This is a genomic window from Allobosea sp. LC85 (genome assembly GCF_000735605.1).
GTDB lineage: Bacteria > Pseudomonadota > Alphaproteobacteria > Rhizobiales > Beijerinckiaceae > Allobosea.
Genome location: NZ_JPKG01000004.1, coordinates 205,387 through 223,480, shown reverse-complemented (window position 1 = coordinate 223,480; position 18,094 = coordinate 205,387). Strand labels below are relative to the sequence as shown.

Sequence of the window (18,094 nt, the reverse complement as noted above, 5' to 3'; positions counted from 1 at the left end):
GTATCAGCCTCCCGTCACGGTCTGGGCCGGCCGCGCGGCCATGGCCTCGAAGGCCGCGAACAGCTTTTCGAGCTTCGGATTGCGCGGTTCACGCGCAATCTCGGCTGCATCCTGGGCCGGCAGTTCGCGCCAGAAGGCACAGGCATTGGCATGGCCGCTCGCCTCGACCTCGAGCGTCATGCTCACGCTCTTGCAGTCCGGCCGCGCATGGGGACAGCGGGTATGCAGCCGGCATCCCTCAGGCGGCGAAAGCGGGCTCGGAAGGTCGCCGTGCAGCCTGGCCGCGCGCGAGCGCTGGCGGCTCGGCGGCGCCGCGACCGGAATGGCCGAGAGCAGCGCCCGCGTATAGGGGTGGCGCGGCGCGGCGAAGATCTCTTCGGACGTGCCCATCTCGACGACCTTGCCGAGATACATCACGGCGACGCGATCGGCGATGTGCTTCACGACGCCGAGATCGTGCGAGATGAAGACGAAGGCAATGCCGAGCCGCTTCTGCAGGTTCTTCAACAGGTTGAGGATCTGCGCCTGGATCGAGACATCGAGGGCCGACACCGCCTCGTCGCAGATGATCGCCTTCGGTTCGGACGCGAGCGCTCTGGCGATGACCACGCGCTGGCGCTGGCCGCCGGAGAATTCATGGGGATAGCGGCTCGCCTGTTCCGGGCGCAGGCCGACCATCTCCAGCAGCTCCGCCACGCGCCTGGCGCGCTGACCGGCCGGCACGATGTCGTGCAGCATCAGCGGCTCGGCAATCGTCTGGGCGATCGTCATGCGCGGATTGAGCGAGGCATACGGGTCCTGGAAGATCAGCTGCACATGCCGGCGCTGCGCGAGCATCGCCCCATGGCTGGCATGGGTGACGTTCTGCCCGTCGATGAAGACCTCGCCGGTGCTGGGCTCGATCAGACGCATCAGGAGGCGGCCGAGCGTCGACTTGCCACAACCGGATTCGCCGACGATGGCCAGCGTCTCGCCCGGCATCAGCGACAGGGTCACGTCATCGACGGCACCGACAGACGCGAGCGGGCGGCCGAGCAGCGAGCGCTTGACGACGAAGGTCCGGCCGAGGCCGCGGGCTTCGAGGATCGGCTTGCCGACCGAGGAGCGGGAGGGGCTCTGGATCATGGGACGAGGTCCTCCATGGGCGCACGCCAGCAGCGGCTGAAGTGACCGGCCTGGACTTCCATGAGGTCCGGCATGTCGGCGCAGCGCTCGATGCGGAAGGGACAACGCGCCTGGAAGCGGCAGCCCGAGGGCGGATTGGCCATGTCCGGCACGGTGCCGGAGATGGCGACCAGCTGCTCGCGCTTTTCGTCGAGACGCGGCAGGGAGCCGAGCAGGCCGACCGTGTAGGGGTGCTGCGGGAAGGTGAAGAGGTCCTCGACCGAGCACTGCTCGACCACCTGGCCGGCATACATGACGATCACGTCGTCGCAGGATTCCGCGACCACGCCGAGATCATGGGTGATGAGGATGATGGCGGTCCCGGTCTTCTGCTGCAGCTCACGCATCAGCTCGAGCACCTGCGCCTGGATCGTGACATCGAGCGCGGTCGTCGGCTCGTCGGCGATCAGCAGTTCCGGATCGCAGGCGAGCGCCATGGCGATCATCACGCGCTGGCGCATGCCGCCCGACAGATTGTGCGGATATTGATGGTAGCGGGTCTCGGGCGAGGGAATGCGCACCAGCTTCAGCATGGCGATGGCGCGTTCGGTCGCCTCCTTCTTCGAGATCGGCCGGTGGCGCAGGATGACTTCGTTGATCTGGTCGCCCACCGTGTAGGACGGGTTGAGCGAGGTCATCGGCTCCTGGAAGATCATCGCCAGCCGGTTGCCGCGCAGGCTGCGCATGCCTGATTTGCTCTCGTCGAGCAGCTCGCGGCCATCGAAATTGACGCTGCCTGAAATGCGCGCGCTGTGCTCGGGTAGAAGCCGCATCACGGCGAGCGAGGTGACGCTCTTGCCGCTGCCGGATTCGCCGACGATCGCCAACGTGCGCCCCTTCCGAACCGAGAAGCTGACGCCGTCGACCGCGGTCACGGTGCGCGTGTCGCCCTCGAAGGCGACACGCAGGTTGTTGACGTCGAGGACGGGCGCGGATGCGTCATCAGCCCGAACTGTTCGCAGAGGGATGTTCATCGCGTCCTTGCTACCGGCTCAGTTCTTGGGTTCCGGCTCAGTTCTTGGGTGCCAGCTCAGTTTTTGCGGCTGACGTCAGCCAGGCGGATGATGCCATCCGGAGCAGGCTTGAAGCCGGTGATCTTGGAGCTGTGCGCGAAGATCCACTGCGAGTGGTAGAGATAAACGATCGGCAGGTCCTTGAGCAGGATCGCGATCGCCTTGGCGTATTCGGCCTGGCGCGCAGCGGGGTCCCCGAGCGACCGGGCTTTGGCGAGGATCGCGTCGAGCGTCTCGTTGCAATATTTGGCGTCGTTCGTCGCGGCGCCGCAGGAGAGCATCGGCGTGACGTTCAGGTCGGGATCGACGCGGCCGCTCCAGCCGACGAGATGGGACTGGAACTTGCCTTGGCGGGCGATGTCGAGCAGCGTCATCAGTTCGGTCGGCTTGATCGAAACCTTGATGCCGATGTCCTGAACCATCGCCTGGATGAGCTGCGCGACCTGCTGGCGTTCGGCATCGGTCGGAACGAGCAATTCCAGGTTGACCGACTTCACGCCGGCCTCCGCCATCTTCTTCTTGGCCGCGTCAAGGTCACGGGCCGGAACCGGGAATTTCTTGTCGTAGAACGGGCTCGACGGCGGGAACGGCTGATTGCCGATGCTGGCCTGGCCGTCGAAGACGACATTGCTGATGGCCTGGCGATCGATCGCGAGGCTGAAGGCTTCGCGGATCGCGGCCTTCTTGCCGGCGTCGAGGCTGGCGCCATCGCCACCGATGCTGAAGGTGATGCCGTAATAGCCGAGGCCGACGACAGGGTCGACGGCCAGGGCCTTGTCGGCCTTGACGGCATCCACGTCGGTCGCAGCCAGGCGCTCGATCAGGTCAAGCTGGCCGGAGCGCAGGTTCAGCAGGCGGACGTTCGAATCCGGCATGCCGCGATAGATCAATCGATCGAACTTATACTTCGCCGCATCGTAATAGTGCGGGAACTTTTCGAGGACGATGCGGTCCTGGACCACGCGCTCCATGAATTTGTAGGGGCCGGAGCAGACCGGCGCATCGGTGAACTTGTCGCCGAGCTTCGCGCCGGCCGCCGGGCTGACGATCATGCCGGCACGGTCGCTGAGCGCGGCGAGCAGCGGGACCGAAGGCTCCTTGAGGCTGATCTTGACGGTGGTCGGATCGACGGCTTCGACGGTCTTGATCGCGCTGATCTCAGCCTTGCGCCGCGAGATGCCCGAGGTCAGCGCGCGCTCCAGGTTGTACTTGATCGCCGCGGCGTCGACCTTGGTCCCATCGTGGAAGACGGCGTCGCTGCGCAGCGTCAGGGTCAGCGCGGTGCTGTCGGGGCTCCACTCCCAGCGTGTCGCCAGCATCGGAATGATTTTGCCGTTCTGGTCGATATCGACGATCTTGTCGCAGAGCGATTGCAGGACGTGGCGGCCGACGAAGCTCCAGTTGGAAACCGGGTCCAGCGTATCGGGATCGTCCTGCAGGCCGATCTTGAGAACGGACTGGGCGGCGGCGGGGGCCACTGTCACGGCCATGCCGCCGAGCGCCAGGCTGGCTGCGAGTGCCAGGTAAGTCGGTCTCATCATTAGTCCCCTCTCCTGTTCAGGAATGCTTGCCTGTTCTGGAATGCTTGTCTCGTTGGAGTCAGCGGGCGACCGCATAACCCTGGACGCCGCGCGGATTGGCGCCGGCCTTCACCAACTGCATGTCGCCATCCATCTCGCGGGCAACCGCCGACAGGCGCCCTTCGGACCAGGCGTCGCCGACGGTGATCTTGTGGCCCCTCGCCGCCAGGTCGTCACGGACCGCTTCGGGGAAGCGGGATTCGAGCGTGATCGCGCCAAAGCTGATCTCGCGCGGCCAGAAGGAGCTCGCCAGGTGGTCGGTATGGAAGGACGGCGCGTCGATCGCCTCCTGCAGGTTCATGCCCTTGTGGAGATGACGCAGCAGCATGATCAGCTGCCATTGATCCTGCTGATCGCCGCCCGGCGTGCCGAAGGCCATATAGGGCTGGCCATCCCGGTAGACGGTCGACGGGGTCAGGGTCGTGCGCGGCCGCTTCGACGGCACCAGGCTGGAGTTCAGGCCCTCTTCAAGCCAGAACATCTGCGCGCGGGTCGTCAGGCTGAAGCCTAGGCCGGGAATGACGGGGCTTGACTGGAACCAGCCGCCGGACGGCGTTGCCGACACCATATTGCCCCAGCGGTCGACGGCGCTGACCTGCACCGTGTCGCCGCGCTGCGCGCCTTCGCGGGTCAATGCGGGTTCGCCCTGCCGGTCATTCGGCAGCTTGGTCTCGCGGGCGACCGTCGGTTCGCCGCCGCCAAGGCCGGGCTGCGCAATGGTGCCGACTGTGCGCAGCGGCGGCAGGTTGGGATTGCGGCCTTCCGGAGAGCCGGGGAGGACGTCCATGGAGGCTGTACCGGTAATCAGCGCCCGCCGGATATCGGCATAGCCGGAGGAGAGCAGCGCCTTCATCGGCACATCGGAACTGTCGCCATACCAGGAATCGCGGTCGGCCATCGCGAGCTTGGCTGTCTCGACGACGAGATGCACGAAATCGGCGCTCGTCGGATCGAGATCGGCGATATCCGTGCCCTTGAGGATCTGCAGCATCTGCAGCAGGACGGGCCCTTGCGACCACGGCCCGCACTTGAAGACCTCGCAATCGCCATAGGTTACGGAGACCGGCTTTTCGATCTGCGGCTGATAGTCGGCCATGTCCTGGGCGGTGATCAGGCCCTTGTGACGACGGCCCGAGACGTCCCAGACCTCTTGCGTGGCGCAGAATTCCTCGATCCGCTCGGCGACCGGGCCGCGATACCAGAAGTCGAGCGCCGCATTGATGCGCGCCTCGCGACTCCCACCCGATTTCGCGTGGTCGAGGATCTGCTGGTAAAGCGCAGCGATCTGCGGATTGCGGAACAGCTTGCCGGACTCAGGCGCGACGCCGCCCGGCAGGTAGAGTTCGGCGGAGCTCGGCCAGTGGGTCTCGAAGAGCTCGCGCATCGACGCGATCGTCCGGGCGATGCGAGGCACCAGGGGGTGGCCGGTCCGGGCGTAATAGATCGCCGGCGCCAGCACGTCTTCGAGCTCGGCCGTGCCGTAGTCACGCAGCAGCGTCAGCCAGGCGCCGAACGCGCCGGGAATGCAGGCGGCGAGCAGGCCGGTGCCTGGAATGATATCGAGGCCGAGCTCCTTGAAATGCTTGATGGTCGCCCTCGCAGGGGACGGCCCCTGCCCGCAGATGACGGTCGGCGCAGCGGCGCCGGCCGGAGTCACGATGATCGGCACCTCGCCGGCGGGGCCGTTGAGATGCGGCTCGACGATCTGCAGGACAAAACCGGTAGCGACCGCGGCATCAAAGGCCGTGAACCCCTTTTCCAGGATGGACATGCCGACGGTCGAAGCAAGCCAATGCGTCGAGGAAACGGCTCCGAATGTGCCCCTGAGTTCCGGTCGCGTCGTAAATGTCATGTCAAATTCCTCATTTCCAGCTGATTGCGACCGCTGACGGAGCGTGTCGAAAAGGCCGGAGATCCACGCGGGGGATGATAGACAAGCCTCAGGATTTTGTGCCGCAGCTCATGCGGGAGCGGCTCGTTTTGTATATTTTTTGTCCACAATGCAACAGGATTGTGTAATCCTTGGGATCAGTCGAGGGGGTGGATTTGGGAATGGCGGACTTGGAAATCGGGGAACGCGTGATGCCGGACGTGCCGGCCGCCACCAAGAAAAACCGCAGTGATTTCATCGCCGAACAGCTGGAAGAGGCCGTCATCAACGGCGAAATTCCGGCCGGCTCGCGGCTCGATGAAGCGTCGATCGCCCTGCAGTTCGGCGTGTCGCGCACGCCGGTCCGGGAAGCCTTGCATATCCTGTGCGGGCGAGGACTGGCCGAGCGCGAGCCCTATAAGGGCGTGGTCGTGATGCAGATCTCCACAGAGCGCATCGACGAAATGTTCGAGGCCATGGCCGAGCTCGAGGCAACCTGCGGCCGGCTCTCCTCCCATCGGATGACGATGCGGGAGCGGGCCGAACTCGAAGGCCTGCACCGCCAGATGAACGCGCTGGCCGACGAGGGCGACCTCGATGGCTACAACGAGCTCAATACGCGGTTTCACAGCCTTCTCTTCCAGGGCAGCCATAACAGCGACCTGATCACGGTTGCCCAGACGCTACGGCTGAAACTCGCGCCGTTCCGCAAATTCCAGCTCAAGGACAAGGGACGCGTCAAGCGATCCTGCCGCGAGCATCAGCAGATCGTCGACGCGATCCTGGATCAGGATGCCAAGACTGCGGAAAACGCGCTGCGTCGCCACCTCGTTTCGGCGGCACAGGAAGTCCTGATCAGACGGCAGCGGCAGGAAGACGAGGCCGTCGCCAAGAATGCGCTCTGAAAGGCAAAATCGACATGTCAGATACGATCGAAAGCGATGCCATCCGCGCGGTGATCGCCACGATGCAGGTGGCCTGGAACTGCGGCGATTTCCACGGCTACATGGCGGGGTTCGCCAATCCCGATGTGGTCTTCGTCTCCCGCGGCCGCATCCAGAAGGACTGGCAGGCCACACTCGACCACTACATCGACGAATATGGCGGCGCCCCCGGTTCGCAGGGCGAACTCGCCTTTTCGAACATCCGGATCGAGATGCTGGCACCCGATGCCGCGCAGCTGATCAGCGACTACAAGCTGGTGCGTGCGGCCGGCAACCAGACGGGGGTCAACACCCGCCTGATGCGCAAGCGCGACAGCAGATGGGTCATCGCCCTCAATCACGTTTCGCAGATCGAGAACAGCAAAGCCGGCGAGAAGACCCCGACGCGAGACTGAACCGATGAGCCGGAGTTTTTCTCACAGGACTGCCCCGCCCTGTCGCAATTGATCCGCCGCGCAGCTCGAAACCGGACGTCGCAAAGCTCGGCCAAGGGCCAACTCCGGTCACCAGTCCCGATCTTCAAACGTCCGAGATCGGTCGGGAGCGTACGCTTGGCCAGCCCAATGGCAACGCCTGCTCCCCTGCAATGCGCCAATGCGAGCGTATGCCGCGCTCCGGTAGCAGGAGCATCTCCGCGCTAACGGGTTCCGAGCATCATCTGCCCGAGGGCCTGCCCGACCTGCTGCTGATCGGCGGCAGAGAGCATCGCGACCAGGCGGCGTTCGGTCTCGGCGTGATCGCGCATCGCCGGTTCGACGATGGCGCGGCCCCGTTCGGTCAGTTCGACGATGACGCCGCGCCCGTCGGTTTCGTCAGCCATGCGTCGAATATGCCCGGCCTTCTCCAGTTTGCGCAGCAGGTTGGACAAGCCGCCCGAGGTCAGGATCAGCGAGTCGAGCAGAGCCTTGGGGGACATGCGGTAGGGCGCGCCCTCGACGCGCAAGGTCGCCAGCACGGCGAAGGCCGGGTATTTCAGCCGATGCTTGGCCAGGGTCCGGTTGATCGCGGTGAGGAAGACCTCATGCAGATGCAACAGGCGGCCCACCACCGCCTTGCCGGAGCAATCGACATCCGGGAACTCGCGTCGCCAGCGCTGCATGCCAGCCCCGACGCGGTCATTGTCCCAGAGCGCCGCCGGCTCATCCGGCTCGATGCGTCGCTGGGCGTCGTTGCGCATGCCATTCCTCCTGAACCGGCCTTTCCGACCATGATGTGCGCCGCCGTGCAAGCGCGGCGCTCCGCAGATGGCACGAGAATATCTTTCATTTATCTTTCTTGAAAGACAAATCGGAGCGTGTCATGCTCCTCTTCGGAAGGACAGGAAGACCTGCCCTCCGCGCCGAGAAGCCGCGGGACAGCGGTGGGCGCTGCGCAACAGACGGGGAAACACGACCATGCGCCACACGCTCCGCTTCGCGACGGCCACCGCCATCCTCAGCGCCGGCCTCGCCATGACCGCCCATGCCGAGGAATTGGTCGTCGGCGCCTTCGGAGGCTCCTTCGCCGAGAACGTCAAAGCCTGCCATATCGCCGCTTTCGAGAAGGCGACGGGGGCAACCGTCGCGCTCAAGCTCGGCAATTCCTCGCAATTCGCTGCGTCCATCCGCGCAACCGCCGGCAAGCCCGATATGGATATCGTCTATATCGACAACTCGCTGGCCGCGCAGACGCACGGCGAGAAGCTCAACGAGACGATCGACCGGAAGAGGCTGACCAATGCGGGCGACGTGATCGCCTCCGCCTGGGGCAAGGATGACAGCTATGTCGTCGCCATGGTGAGCGCGACGGCGCTCGTCTACAATCCGAAGCTCGTGAAGGCTCCGCCGACCTCCTGGCTCGACCTTGCCGACCCGGCCTATGCCGGCAAATACGCGATCGGCGATATCAGCGGCACGTCCGGCCTGCATTTCCTGCTCGCACTCAACAAGATCAAGGGCGGCACGCTGGAGAATGTCGACCCCGGGATCGAGGCGATGAAGCCGATCGCGAAGGGCTCAGCCGTGCTTTACACCCAGGCCGACCAGCTCCTCTCCCTGTTCGAGCGGCAGGAGATTGCGCTCGCTCCCTGGTATCCTGACCGGGCCGGGGTCGCCATCGACAAGGGGCTTTCGCTCGCCGTCGCCTATCCCAAGGAGGGTGCGGTCGGCATCCTGCCGGCGGTGATCATCCCGAAAGGCACGGCCAAGTCGGCACTGGCGCATAAATTCCTCGACCAGATCCTCTCGGCCGATGGCCAGGGCTGCTTTTCCGAGCGCGCCTATATCGGCGCGGTCAACACCAAGGTGAAGCTCTCGGACAAGGTCCAGAAGATCGTTCCCAACGGCGAGACGCTCGAGAAGGCCTGGTTCATCGATCCCGAGGTCATCGCCAAGAATACGGCCAACTGGACGCGTCGCTGGCAGCGCGAAGTGGCGCGCTGAAGTCAGGACGGCGTCTAGGGCCCGCCGCTCAAGGCTGCGGAACAGCAGTCGCTTTGCCAACAGGGAAGGAACGGCCATGTGCCACGCGCTTCGCTTCGCGACCACCAGCGTCATCCTGTGCATCGGCTTTGTCGCCGCGGCCCAAGCTGAAGAGCTTGTCGTCGCCTCTTACGGTGGTTCCTTCGGGGAGGCGGTGAAAGCCTGTCACGTCGCCCCGTTCGAGAAGGCCACAGGGGCGACTGTCTCAATCAAGCTGAACAACTCGTCGCAGACCGCTGCCGCGCTCCGCGCGACCGCGGGCAATTCTGACCTCGATGTGGTCTTCATGGATGATGCGTTCTCCGCCCAGACCAACAATGAAGGATTGAACGAGAAGCTCGACCGCTCAAAGCTCACGCATGGGGCCGACATCATCCCGGCAGCATGGGGCAAGGACGACAGCTATGTCGTCACGATGGTGAGCGCGACCGCGCTCGTCTACGACCCGAAGGTGGTGAAGACGCCACCGACCTCGTGGCTCGACCTGTTCGATCCGCAATATGCCGGAAAATACGTGATCGGGGATATCAGCGGCACGTCCGGCTGGCAGTTCCTGCTTGCGCTCAACAAGATCAAAGGCGGCTCGCTAGACAACGTCGATCCCGGAATTGCGGCGATCAAACCGCTCGCGAAGGGCGCGATCGTGCTCTACACCCAGGCGGATCAGGTCATTTCGCTGTTCGAGCGCGGCGAAGTCGTCATTGCGGCCTGGTATCCCAACAATGCCGCCGCTGCGGCCGCCAGAGGACTTTCACTGGCCGTCGCCTATCCGAAGGAGGGCGCGGTCGGCATCCTGCCGACCATGGTCATTCCCAAGGGCGGCAAGAAGCTCACGCTCGCCCACAAGTTCGTCGACCAAGTGCTCTCTGCCGACGGCCAGAAATGTTTCTCGGAGCGCGCAATGATTGGTGCAGTCAACACCAAGGTGACGCTGTCTGAGAAGGTCGCGCAGATCGTGCCCTATGGTGAGACCCTGAAGAATGTCTGGTTCATCGATCCGGGCGTTGTCGCCAAGAACATTCCGACCTGGACCCGACGCTGGCAGCGCGAAGTTGCGCGCTGAGCCACAGTCGCCAATGGGCAGGACGCTATCATGAGCGCATTGATCTTCGAGGGGCTGGGCAAATCCTATGGCGATGTTCCTGTCGTCCAGGACGTCTCGCTGGCGATCAAGGAGGGCGAGTTCGTATCGCTACTCGGCCCCTCCGGCTGCGGCAAGACGACGATCCTGCGCATGGTCGCAGGGCTGGTGACGCCGAGCCGCGGCCGCATCCTGATCGGCAGCGACGACGTGACGGCGCTGCCGCCGAACAAGCGCGGGCTCGGGCTTGTCTTCCAGTCCTATGCGCTGTTTCCGCATCTCACCGTCTACGAGAACGTCGCCTTCGGCCTGCGCCGGCGCAAGGTCGCAGGCGCCGAACTCGAAAAGCGGGTCAAGGAAGCGCTCGCCATGGTGCGGCTCGCCGCCTTCGGCGAGCGCTATCCCCGCCAGCTTTCGGGCGGCCAGCAGCAGCGCGTCGCGATTGCCCGGGCGCTTGCTCCCCATCCGCGCGTGCTCCTCTTCGACGAGCCGCTGTCCAATCTCGATGCGCAGCTTCGCGACGAGATGCAGATCGAGCTGAAGCGCCTGCAGCGCGGGCTCGGCATCACCACGCTCTTCGTCACGCATGACCAGGGCGAAGCGCTGTCGATGTCGGATCGGGTCGGCGTCATGGCCAGGGGCGTGATGCAGCAATTCGCGACGCCCGAGGACATCTATCACCGCCCGGCGACGGGGTTCGTCGCAAGCTTCATCGGCAAGCCGAACCGGCTCGCCGGTTCTGTCGCATCGCGCAACGGGGCGGGAGGAACGCTGAGCCTCGGCGGCGGACTGGAACTGCCCGCCAGCCGGATCACCCAGCCTGAGGGCACGAAGGTCGATGTCGTGATCCGCCAGGAGTCGATCCGGCTGCATCGCGAACCAAAGGGAACAGGCGCGCTTGCCGGCACGATCGCGCTGCGCTCCTTCAGCGGCGCGCGGGTGCAATATGTCGTGAAGCTCGCGGAGCAGGTCGAACTCGTCGCGGAAGCACCGTCGAGCGGACCCGATTCCGAACTGGCGATCGGAAGTCCGGTTGCGCTCGCGATCGATCCCGCTTCGGTCTTTGCCATGGCCACTGACGAGGCCGCGGCGTGATCACGCCCCGGCACGGCCTGATGCTGATCGCGCCCCTGGCGCTGGTGCTGGCGGGATTCTTCCTGGTGCCGGTGCTGATGATGCTGCCGACCAGTTTTGGCGAGTATGTACCGGGCGCGGGACTGGCGAAGGGCGTCTGGACGCTGGAGAACTACACCCGCATCGTCACGGACGACTATTATCGCGAGGTCATCTGGCGGACACTGGGGCTCGGTCTCTTCGTCACGCTGGCCTGCCTGGTCATGGGCTATCCTCTGGCCTATCTGATCGCGCGCGGGCCGGAGCGCTGGCGCGTGCCGCTGATCCTGCTCGTCATCTTCCCGATGATGCTGAACCTCGTGGTGCGCTCCTTCGGCTGGATCGCGCTGCTCGCCAATCGCGGGCTGGTCAACAATCTGCTGATCGATCTCGGCGTGATCCAGACGCCGCTGAAGCTGATGTTCAACCTGACCGGGCTGATGATCGGCCTCACGCATATCTATCTGCCCTTCATGGTGCTGATGCTGGTCGCCGCGATCCGCAACGTCCCGCGCGACGTTGAATCGGCGGCGGCGACGCTGGGTTCGAGCCGGCTCCACGTCTTCACCTCGGTGACGCTGCCCCTGTCGGCGCCGGGCATCCTCGCCGGTTCGATCCTGGTCTTTGTCCTGACGATCAGTGCGCTGGTGACGCCGCGCATGCTGGGTGGGCCGACCTACAAGGTCATGGCGACGCTGATCTACGACGAATACATGCAGCTTCTCGACTGGCCGAGCGGTTCGGCGCTGTCCTTCGCGCTGACCTTCATGGCGATCGGCGTGATCTGGCTGTCGAGCCGGCTGACCAAACGTTGGGCGGGGATGGCATGACGAGCGCAAACGACAGCGACGACCGGCCGGGCCTGGCCGTCACCACGACGGCGCTTGCGGTCATCGTCTTCCTGCAGGTGCCGGTGATCGTCGTCATGCTGGCGGCGTTCTCGACGACGTCCTATCTCACCATCCCGCCGCAGGGCTGGACACTGGCCTGGTTCGGCAAGGTGCTGAGCGACCCGACCTATCTCTCCGCCATCAGGATGAGCCTGATCCTGGCTTGCGGCTCGACCGTGCTCTCGCTCGTGCTCGGCGTCGCCGCGGCCTATGCGCTGTTCCGCAAGAGCGTGCCGGGTTCGGAGGCGATCACCTCGTTCCTGATGGCACCGCTGATCCTGCCCGCGGTCGTGATCGGCGTTGCGCTGCTGCAGTATTTCAGCCTGACGGGCCTGCGCGGCAGCCTGTTCGGCTTGCTGATGGCCCATGTCGTGATCACCGTGCCCTATATCGTGCGCTCGGCGCTGGCCAGCCTGAGCGGCCTCGACCTCGCGGTCGAGGAGGCGGCCCGCGTGCTCGGGGCCACGGGCTTCGATGCCTTCCGGCTCGTCACCTTGCCGTTGATCCGGCCGGGCCTGGTTGCCGGCGCTCTCTTCGCCTTCATCACCTCGCTCGACAACGTCCCGGTGACGATCTTCCTGATCGGCGCCAACCAGACGACGCTACCCGTCCTGATCTTCTCCTCGGTCGAGATGGGGATCGACCCGAGCGTCGCCGCCGTCTCGACCCTGCTCATCATCGCGACCGGCATCGTCCTGCTCATCGCCGAGCGCCGTGCCGGCTTCCACCGCTTCGTCTGACGCGAGTTCAAAATCATGCCGCTGACCAGCAAGGGCTTCCCGCTATTCCTGACCTTCGATCTCGATGCCGAGACGATGTGGACGGGGCGCGACCCGGATTATGCCAACCGCCCCATCCTGATGTCCCAGGGCGCCTATGGCTGGAAGGTGGGCACCGGCCGCGTGCTCGACCTGCTCGACCGCTACGGCATCAAGGCGACCTTCTTCGTGCCGGGCCTGATCATCGACCAGCGGGAATGGCTGATGGAGGAGATCCTGAAGCGCGGCCACGAGCTCGCCCATCACAGCTACAGCCATACCTGGATCCTGAACCTCTCGCCGGAGCAGGAGCGCGAGGAGATGGAGCGCGGCTTTCAGTCGATCAAGCGCGTCAGCGGGCGTGCCCCGCGCGGCTGGCGCTCGCCGGCAGCCGAGATCAGCCCGATCACCATGCCGATGCTGGTCGAATATGGCTTCGACTACTCCTCCAACTTCTTCGACGACGACTCGCCCTATCTGCATGAGGTCGACGGCCAGGAAACCAGGATCGTCGAGCTGCCCTTCCGCTGGGTGCTCGATGATGCACCCTTCTTCCAGTACTCGATCGTGCTTCCCGGCCGCACCATGCAGGCCCCCTCCGCGCTGCTCGAAGCCTGGAAGGGCGAATTCGACGTGCTCTATGCGGAGGACCGGATGATGATGGTCGGCATGCATCCCGAGATGATCGGCCAGCCCTCACGGATCAAGGCGCTGCAGGGGTTGATCGAGCATGCGCTGAAGCATCCCAATGTCTGGATCGGCCGCTGCGACGAGATGGTCGAGGACATGCGCCCCGGGCTGGAGCGGGCGCGCGCCGGAGCGCGGCGGTGAGCGGCGCGCTTGCCGCCCGGCGCATCCTGATCACGGGGGCAGCCAAGGGCATCGGCCTCGCCAGCGTCGCCCGTTTCATCGCGGAGGGCGCCCGCGTCGTGGCGCTCGACCGCGACAAGGCGGCTCTGAGTGAGCTGGCCGGCCGCTTCGACAGGGCTTCTCTGCACGTGGTCACCGCCGACGTCGTCGATCCGACCGCGGTTGCCGCTGCGGTTGCCGCCGGCGTCGATGCGCTGGGGGGGCTCGACGGCGTCGTCAACGCGGCGGGCATCGACCTGATGGCCGAGATCGAAGCGATGACGCTGGCCGACTGGAACCGGATCATCGCCGTGAACCTGACCGGGCCGATGCTGGTGATGCAGGCCGCATTCCCGCATCTCAGGGCTGCCGATGGCGGCACCATCGTCAATGTCTCATCGGGCGCAGGGCTCTCACCCCTGAAGCATCGGACCGCCTATTGCGCCTCCAAGGCGGGCCTGCAGATGGCGTCCAAGGCGCTGGCGATCGAAGCCGCGGAATTCGGCATCCGCGTCAACACGATTTGCCCTGGGGCCGTCGAAACCGAGCTGTTTCGCAGCAGCATCGACGGCGCGGCCGATCCGCAGGCCGGCTATGAAGCGGTGCGCGCCCGCTACGCGCTGCGGCGCATCGCCTCGCCGGACGAGATCGCGGCGGCGATCCTGTGGCTGACCAGCTCGGAATCCTCCTATGTCACCGGCACGGCGATCGCCGTCGACGGTGGCCGGACCTTTCATTGAGGAGCCAGCCATGACGTCGGATGCAGGGCGTTTCAGCGGAAAGGTCGTGGCGATTACCGGTGCGGCGCATGGCATCGGAGCAGCCTCCGCCCTGCGCTTCCTCAGCGAAGGCGCCAAGGTCGCGGTGATTGATCGCGAGGGCGAGGGTTTTGCGGAAAACCTCGGTGGCACAACCGACGACCGCCTGCTGACGATGGCGGGCGACTGCACGGACGCAGCGGTTCTGGCTGAGTTTCACCAGCATGTCGTCGCCCGCTTCGGGGCGGTGGACATCCTCTTCAACAATGTCGGCCAGAGCGGGCGCGAGCGCGCGGCGCAGTTCCATGAATCCGAGGAGGAAGTCTGGCGTTTCGTCCTCGAGGTGTCGCTCTTCACCGCGATGCGGATGTCGCGGCTCGTTGTCCCCAGCATGCGCGAACGGGGCGGTCGCATCATCAACATGTCGAGCGATGCGGCCTTGGTCGGCGATGCCGGCCTTGCCGATTACGCGGCGGCCAAGATGGGGATCATCGGCTTCACGCGCTCGCTTGCCCGCGAGCTGGCGCCGCACCGGGTCACCGTCAACGCGGTTGCGCCCGGCGCGATCCGCACGCGCGCCCATGACCGCCTGACACCGGCGGTCATCGAGCGGATCAAGGCGACCACGCCTGCCGGCTTCATCGCCGAGCCGGAGGATGTCGCCGGCTGCGTCGCGTTTCTTGCCAGCGAAGATGCCCGCTACGTCACCGGCCAGACGCTGCTGATCGATGGCGGCCGCTGGATGATCTGACGGGGGGGAATGATCATGACCGCTATCGCCGATCTCTCCGCCGGCGCTCTCGCCGCAGCGATCAGAAGCAAGGCCGTCTCGCCGGTCGAGGCGGTGCAGGCCGCACTCTCCCGGCTGGAGGAACGCGCCGAGCTCAACGCCTTCATGGCGGTCTGTTCCGATCGCGCGCGGGCCGAGGCAAGGCTCGCGGAAGAGAAGATCATGCGTGGCGAGCCACTCGGCGCGCTCCACGGCATCCCCTTCTCGGTCAAGGACCTGACCAATACCGAAGGCGTGATCACGACGCAGGGCTCGGCTCTGTTCGTCGATGCCGTTCCGGCGGCCGATGCCGTCGCCGTGGCCCGGACGCGCGCCGCCGGCGCAATCCTGATCGGCAAGACGACGACCCCGGAATTCGGCCACAAGCCCTTCACTGAAGGACCGCTCTTCGGCCGCACGCTCAATCCGCATAGTCACGCCCATACCTGCGGCGGCTCCTCCGGGGGCGCGGCGGTCGCGGTGGCAGCCGGAATCGGGCCGCTCGCACTGGGTTCCGATGGCGGTGGCTCGATCCGCATCCCGGCAGCGTGCTGCGGCGTAGTCGGTCTCAAGGCGACGCTCGGCGCCATTCCGAACCTGCAGGCGCCCGATCTCTTCGGGGCCAACTCCTATGTCGGGCCGATGGCACGTGATGTCGCCGACACGCGAGCGATGTTCGATATCCTAGCCGGGCCCGATCGGCGCGATCCTTACGGCCAGATCGCGGAACTGCCGCGCCGGACGCTTCCTGCGGGCGAGCGACCGCGCATCGCCTTCCTGCTGCGCTGCGGCAACCTGCTCGATCCCGAGGTCGAGGCGGCGGTCGTGGCCGCGATGACGCGGGCCGAGGCGCTGGGCATGATCGTCGAGCCGATCGAGCTCGATCTCGTGGCGATGGAGCCGCATTTCCTGGTGCTCTTGCGCTCGCTGCTTCTGGCGCGGCTCGGGGCCCGCGCGGAGCATTCGCCGGAGCTGTTCGATCCGACCCTGCTGGCCACGATCGAGGCCGGTCGCAGCTACAGCGCCACCGATCTCTGCGAGGCGCAGTTCGCGCGGACCAACTGCTTCGCCAAGGTGCAGGAGATCCTGTCGAGCCACGACGTCATCGCGTCGCCCACGCTGTCGGCGCCCGCGCTGCCCGTCGGCCTCGACCCGCTCGGCTCGGTCACGATCGCAGGCCAGGATGCCGGCACCATTCGCGGCGCCTGGTACCCCTATACATTCCCGTTCAACCTGACCGGCCATCCGGCGCTGTCGCTTCCCTGTGGTCGTTCGACAGACGGCTTGCCGATCGGATTGCAGCTTGTCGGTCGCTGGCACGAGGACACCTATCTCCTCGACACAGCCGCCCGGTTGGAGCAGGCCATCACAAATGGCGCCTGAAGGGTCAGTCGGCCGCGCTGACTCCATGCGTTGATCGGGGTTGGGCAGGGACCGCGGACACCATGACGTTGCTCATCGTGAAGGGCATGTTCGGATTCCGGCACGGCAGCAGCGTTGGAGCCGCCTTGGAGGCGGCCGCGGTCAGTCGGGCTGTCATATGTACCGGTTGATGGCGGCGCCTATGCCAGGAGGCAGCACCGGGGTCGATCGATGGCTCGTGCGAAGGTTAACGGCGGGCCGGGACGCACGAACCCATGGTCGGCGCGATACCTATTGCAGCCTGCGCCGCGCCGATATCGAGGCCTTCTGAACGTCCTCGTACTCGGCGGCGAGCTTTCCCGTGTCATGGGCGTCCACAAGGGCGACGTGCGGGGCACCTTGGACCCTACGATCTATAGCCTGGCTTCGGGATGGCCTCGACGATCTCGCGAATGCGGTCGAACGCCGTCGCCGGAATGCCCTCCCATCCGGGCATGACCTCAATCTCTTCCAGTTCCTCCGCGTAGTAGGACGGCGTGATCTCATCCAACCTGGCTTGGAGATCTCCTTTCTTTCCCGAGAGGTGGACCAGGTTCTCCGAAAGAATCTCCGACATCGACTGGTCAACGACGGCAATGTCGAAGATGTCGCGGATCTTCAGGGTCCGCGACCGGTGGAACATCTTGCTGACGCAGACCTCGACCGGATGTTCGAGCGCGACGGGGTGCCCTTCGATCTCACGGCGCGACGGAATTAAATCCGTGATCGTCGGGGCGACGATGAAATCGATCTCGCCATGATCGTAGATAAGCTTCAGGTAGTTGCTCTGGAGATCCCACTCTTCGCAGCCCCAGACGTCCTCCGCTCCCATTCCGGGGTCAAGATACTGCAGGTACTGGGGGTCGTAGATGAAGGCGTCGATATCCTTGCTCAGCCGGTGCTGGAACTCGATCATCAGCGAGGTGCCGCCACCCAGCACCCAATGTGGTACGGGCGAACCCCGCTCATCCAGCTTTCGCAAGCCCTCGAAAGTCTTGTGAAGCAGCCACTTCCAATCTGACAAGCTCGGCCTCCAGGCGTGGGTTCCGCTCGCCCGTCTCGTCACGGACGGACCGGTAGGTCCGCGCTATCGTCTCAAGGTCGATAGCGTGTCTCTCGGCGAAGCGAACGACAAGCTCCGGCCGGACGTCGACGAAGAAGGTCGCGACGTGAACCTTCCACGTCCCGACATCGCCGGACCGCAGACACAGGGCAAGCGTCTCCGCGTCGATGCGACGCCGGTACGGCGTGTTGACCGTCGATAGAACCAAGCGGTCGCCATTGGTTGCCGTCATGGATGCCAACCTCGATAATGGGCGGGTATCATAACGCGTTTCGGCCGATCGGCATACGCAGGCACGCTGCGGCAGGACACTTGTGTATCGCAATCCTCGGGGCGGACGTTCGTTCGCAATCACTTTGTTCGGCCTCCGCTTTCGAGCGAA

Annotated in this window: 18 protein-coding genes; 11 read left to right on the top strand and 7 right to left on the bottom strand. The window is 65.2% G+C overall.

The genetic code is table 11. The features are described from left to right. Positions 1-3: 3 nt before the first annotated feature. From FG93_RS01005 to FG93_RS00990, 4 genes are read right to left on the bottom strand one after another with little or no spacing between them, the layout of a single operon-like run. Positions 4-1,125 carry an ABC transporter ATP-binding protein gene (locus FG93_RS01005; protein ID WP_052513151.1) on the bottom strand — a complete coding sequence of 374 codons (1,122 nt, stop codon included), beginning with the start codon at positions 1,123-1,125 and terminating at the stop codon, positions 4-6. Continuing rightward, positions 1,122-2,138 carry an ABC transporter ATP-binding protein gene (locus tag FG93_RS01000; RefSeq protein ID WP_052513150.1) on the bottom strand — a complete coding sequence of 339 codons (1,017 nt, stop codon included), beginning with the start codon at positions 2,136-2,138 and terminating at the stop codon, positions 1,122-1,124. Before FG93_RS01000 ends, FG93_RS01005 begins: the two co-directional genes overlap by 4 nt. A 56-nt stretch (positions 2,139-2,194) precedes the next feature. Continuing rightward, positions 2,195-3,718 (bottom strand): ABC transporter substrate-binding protein, encoded by a 1,524-nt coding sequence (locus tag FG93_RS00995; protein WP_043230721.1) that lies wholly within the window; start codon positions 3,716-3,718, stop codon positions 2,195-2,197. Positions 3,719-3,776: 58 nt separating this feature from the next. Then, complete coding sequence (locus tag FG93_RS00990; RefSeq protein WP_043230718.1) at positions 3,777-5,609, bottom strand: gamma-glutamyltransferase family protein; 1,833 nt, start codon at positions 5,607-5,609, stop codon at positions 3,777-3,779. 200 nt (positions 5,610-5,809) lie between these two features. Here FG93_RS00990 and FG93_RS00985 point away from each other — a divergent pair, with 200 nt between their 5' ends. Then, complete coding sequence (locus tag FG93_RS00985; protein WP_244448455.1) at positions 5,810-6,532, top strand: GntR family transcriptional regulator; 723 nt, start codon at positions 5,810-5,812, stop codon at positions 6,530-6,532. A 14-nt stretch (positions 6,533-6,546) separates the two neighbouring features. Next, complete coding sequence (locus tag FG93_RS00980) at positions 6,547-6,966, top strand: SgcJ/EcaC family oxidoreductase (RefSeq protein WP_052513148.1); 420 nt, start codon at positions 6,547-6,549, stop codon at positions 6,964-6,966. Positions 6,967-7,208: 242 nt separating this feature from the next. Here the strand turns inward: FG93_RS00980 and FG93_RS00975 are convergent, their stop codons facing one another. Beyond that, positions 7,209-7,748, bottom strand: a complete 540-nt coding sequence (locus FG93_RS00975; protein ID WP_244448454.1) for a MarR family winged helix-turn-helix transcriptional regulator — start codon at positions 7,746-7,748, stop codon at positions 7,209-7,211. A 217-nt stretch (positions 7,749-7,965) separates the two neighbouring features. On the opposite strand from FG93_RS00975, the gene FG93_RS00970 reads away from it, so the two are divergent. From FG93_RS00970 to FG93_RS00930, 9 genes are all read left to right on the top strand, one after another. Beyond that, complete coding sequence (locus FG93_RS00970; RefSeq protein ID WP_043230716.1) at positions 7,966-8,991, top strand: ABC transporter substrate-binding protein; 1,026 nt, start codon at positions 7,966-7,968, stop codon at positions 8,989-8,991. A 76-nt stretch (positions 8,992-9,067) separates the two neighbouring features. Continuing rightward, positions 9,068-10,093: an ABC transporter substrate-binding protein gene (locus FG93_RS00965; protein WP_043230714.1), complete on the top strand. Its 1,026-nt coding sequence runs from the start codon at positions 9,068-9,070 to the stop codon at positions 10,091-10,093. Between the two features lie 30 nt (positions 10,094-10,123). After that, entirely contained in the window at positions 10,124-11,206 is a 1,083-nt protein-coding gene (locus tag FG93_RS00960; protein ID WP_043230711.1) for an ABC transporter ATP-binding protein, read from the top strand. Beyond that, positions 11,203-12,054, top strand: coding sequence for an ABC transporter permease (locus FG93_RS00955; RefSeq protein WP_200878050.1), 852 nt, complete (start codon positions 11,203-11,205; stop codon positions 12,052-12,054). The genes FG93_RS00960 and FG93_RS00955 overlap by 4 nt, the downstream gene beginning before the upstream one ends. Then, on the top strand, positions 12,051-12,854 hold the full coding sequence (locus tag FG93_RS00950; protein ID WP_081881223.1) for an ABC transporter permease: 804 nt from the start codon (positions 12,051-12,053) through the stop codon (positions 12,852-12,854). The genes FG93_RS00955 and FG93_RS00950 overlap by 4 nt, the downstream gene beginning before the upstream one ends. Before the next feature lie 15 nt (positions 12,855-12,869). Next, on the top strand, positions 12,870-13,703 hold the full coding sequence (locus tag FG93_RS00945) for a polysaccharide deacetylase (protein ID WP_043230709.1): 834 nt from the start codon (positions 12,870-12,872) through the stop codon (positions 13,701-13,703). Further along, a complete protein-coding gene (locus FG93_RS00940) occupies positions 13,700-14,461 on the top strand; it encodes an SDR family NAD(P)-dependent oxidoreductase (protein WP_043230707.1) in 762 nt (253 codons plus the stop codon). Before FG93_RS00945 ends, FG93_RS00940 begins: the two co-directional genes overlap by 4 nt. 10 nt (positions 14,462-14,471) lie before the next feature. After that, on the top strand, positions 14,472-15,230 hold the full coding sequence (locus FG93_RS00935) for an SDR family NAD(P)-dependent oxidoreductase (protein WP_043230704.1): 759 nt from the start codon (positions 14,472-14,474) through the stop codon (positions 15,228-15,230). A 15-nt stretch (positions 15,231-15,245) separates the two neighbouring features. Beyond that, the gene (locus tag FG93_RS00930) at positions 15,246-16,631 is read left to right on the top strand and encodes an amidase (protein WP_043230912.1); all 1,386 of its coding nucleotides are present in this window, start codon (positions 15,246-15,248) and stop codon (positions 16,629-16,631) included. A gap of 385 nt (positions 16,632-17,016) precedes the next feature. On the opposite strand, the gene FG93_RS00925 is transcribed toward FG93_RS00930, so the two are convergent. Then, a complete protein-coding gene (locus FG93_RS00925) occupies positions 17,017-17,673 on the bottom strand; it encodes a nucleotidyl transferase AbiEii/AbiGii toxin family protein (protein WP_161783750.1) in 657 nt (218 codons plus the stop codon). Then, complete coding sequence (locus FG93_RS32760) at positions 17,615-17,944, bottom strand: hypothetical protein (protein WP_043230702.1); 330 nt, start codon at positions 17,942-17,944, stop codon at positions 17,615-17,617. Before FG93_RS32760 ends, FG93_RS00925 begins: the two co-directional genes overlap by 59 nt. Positions 17,945-18,094: the final 150 nt, after the last annotated feature.

What these genes read in the sequence shown, in the direction of transcription:
- FG93_RS00970 (WP_043230716.1), top strand. Translation starts at nt 7,966, where the DNA reads ATGCGCCACACGCTCCGCTTCGCGACGGCCACCGCCATCCTCAGCGCC.
- FG93_RS00990 (WP_043230718.1), bottom strand. Translation starts at nt 5,609, where the DNA reads ATGACATTTACGACGCGACCGGAACTCAGGGGCACATTCGGAGCCGTT.
- FG93_RS00935 (WP_043230704.1), top strand. Translation starts at nt 14,472, where the DNA reads ATGACGTCGGATGCAGGGCGTTTCAGCGGAAAGGTCGTGGCGATTACC.
- FG93_RS00975 (WP_244448454.1), bottom strand. Translation starts at nt 7,748, where the DNA reads ATGCGCAACGACGCCCAGCGACGCATCGAGCCGGATGAGCCGGCGGCG.
- FG93_RS01005 (WP_052513151.1), bottom strand. Translation starts at nt 1,125, where the DNA reads ATGATCCAGAGCCCCTCCCGCTCCTCGGTCGGCAAGCCGATCCTCGAA.
- FG93_RS00945 (WP_043230709.1), top strand. Translation starts at nt 12,870, where the DNA reads ATGCCGCTGACCAGCAAGGGCTTCCCGCTATTCCTGACCTTCGATCTC.
- FG93_RS32760 (WP_043230702.1), bottom strand. Translation starts at nt 17,944, where the DNA reads ATGACGGCAACCAATGGCGACCGCTTGGTTCTATCGACGGTCAACACG.
- FG93_RS00930 (WP_043230912.1), top strand. Translation starts at nt 15,246, where the DNA reads ATGACCGCTATCGCCGATCTCTCCGCCGGCGCTCTCGCCGCAGCGATC.
- FG93_RS00960 (WP_043230711.1), top strand. Translation starts at nt 10,124, where the DNA reads ATGAGCGCATTGATCTTCGAGGGGCTGGGCAAATCCTATGGCGATGTT.
- FG93_RS00995 (WP_043230721.1), bottom strand. Translation starts at nt 3,718, where the DNA reads ATGATGAGACCGACTTACCTGGCACTCGCAGCCAGCCTGGCGCTCGGC.
- FG93_RS01000 (WP_052513150.1), bottom strand. Translation starts at nt 2,138, where the DNA reads ATGAACATCCCTCTGCGAACAGTTCGGGCTGATGACGCATCCGCGCCC.
- FG93_RS00985 (WP_244448455.1), top strand. Translation starts at nt 5,810, where the DNA reads ATGGCGGACTTGGAAATCGGGGAACGCGTGATGCCGGACGTGCCGGCC.
- FG93_RS00980 (WP_052513148.1), top strand. Translation starts at nt 6,547, where the DNA reads ATGTCAGATACGATCGAAAGCGATGCCATCCGCGCGGTGATCGCCACG.
- FG93_RS00965 (WP_043230714.1), top strand. Translation starts at nt 9,068, where the DNA reads ATGTGCCACGCGCTTCGCTTCGCGACCACCAGCGTCATCCTGTGCATC.
- FG93_RS00950 (WP_081881223.1), top strand. Translation starts at nt 12,051, where the DNA reads ATGACGAGCGCAAACGACAGCGACGACCGGCCGGGCCTGGCCGTCACC.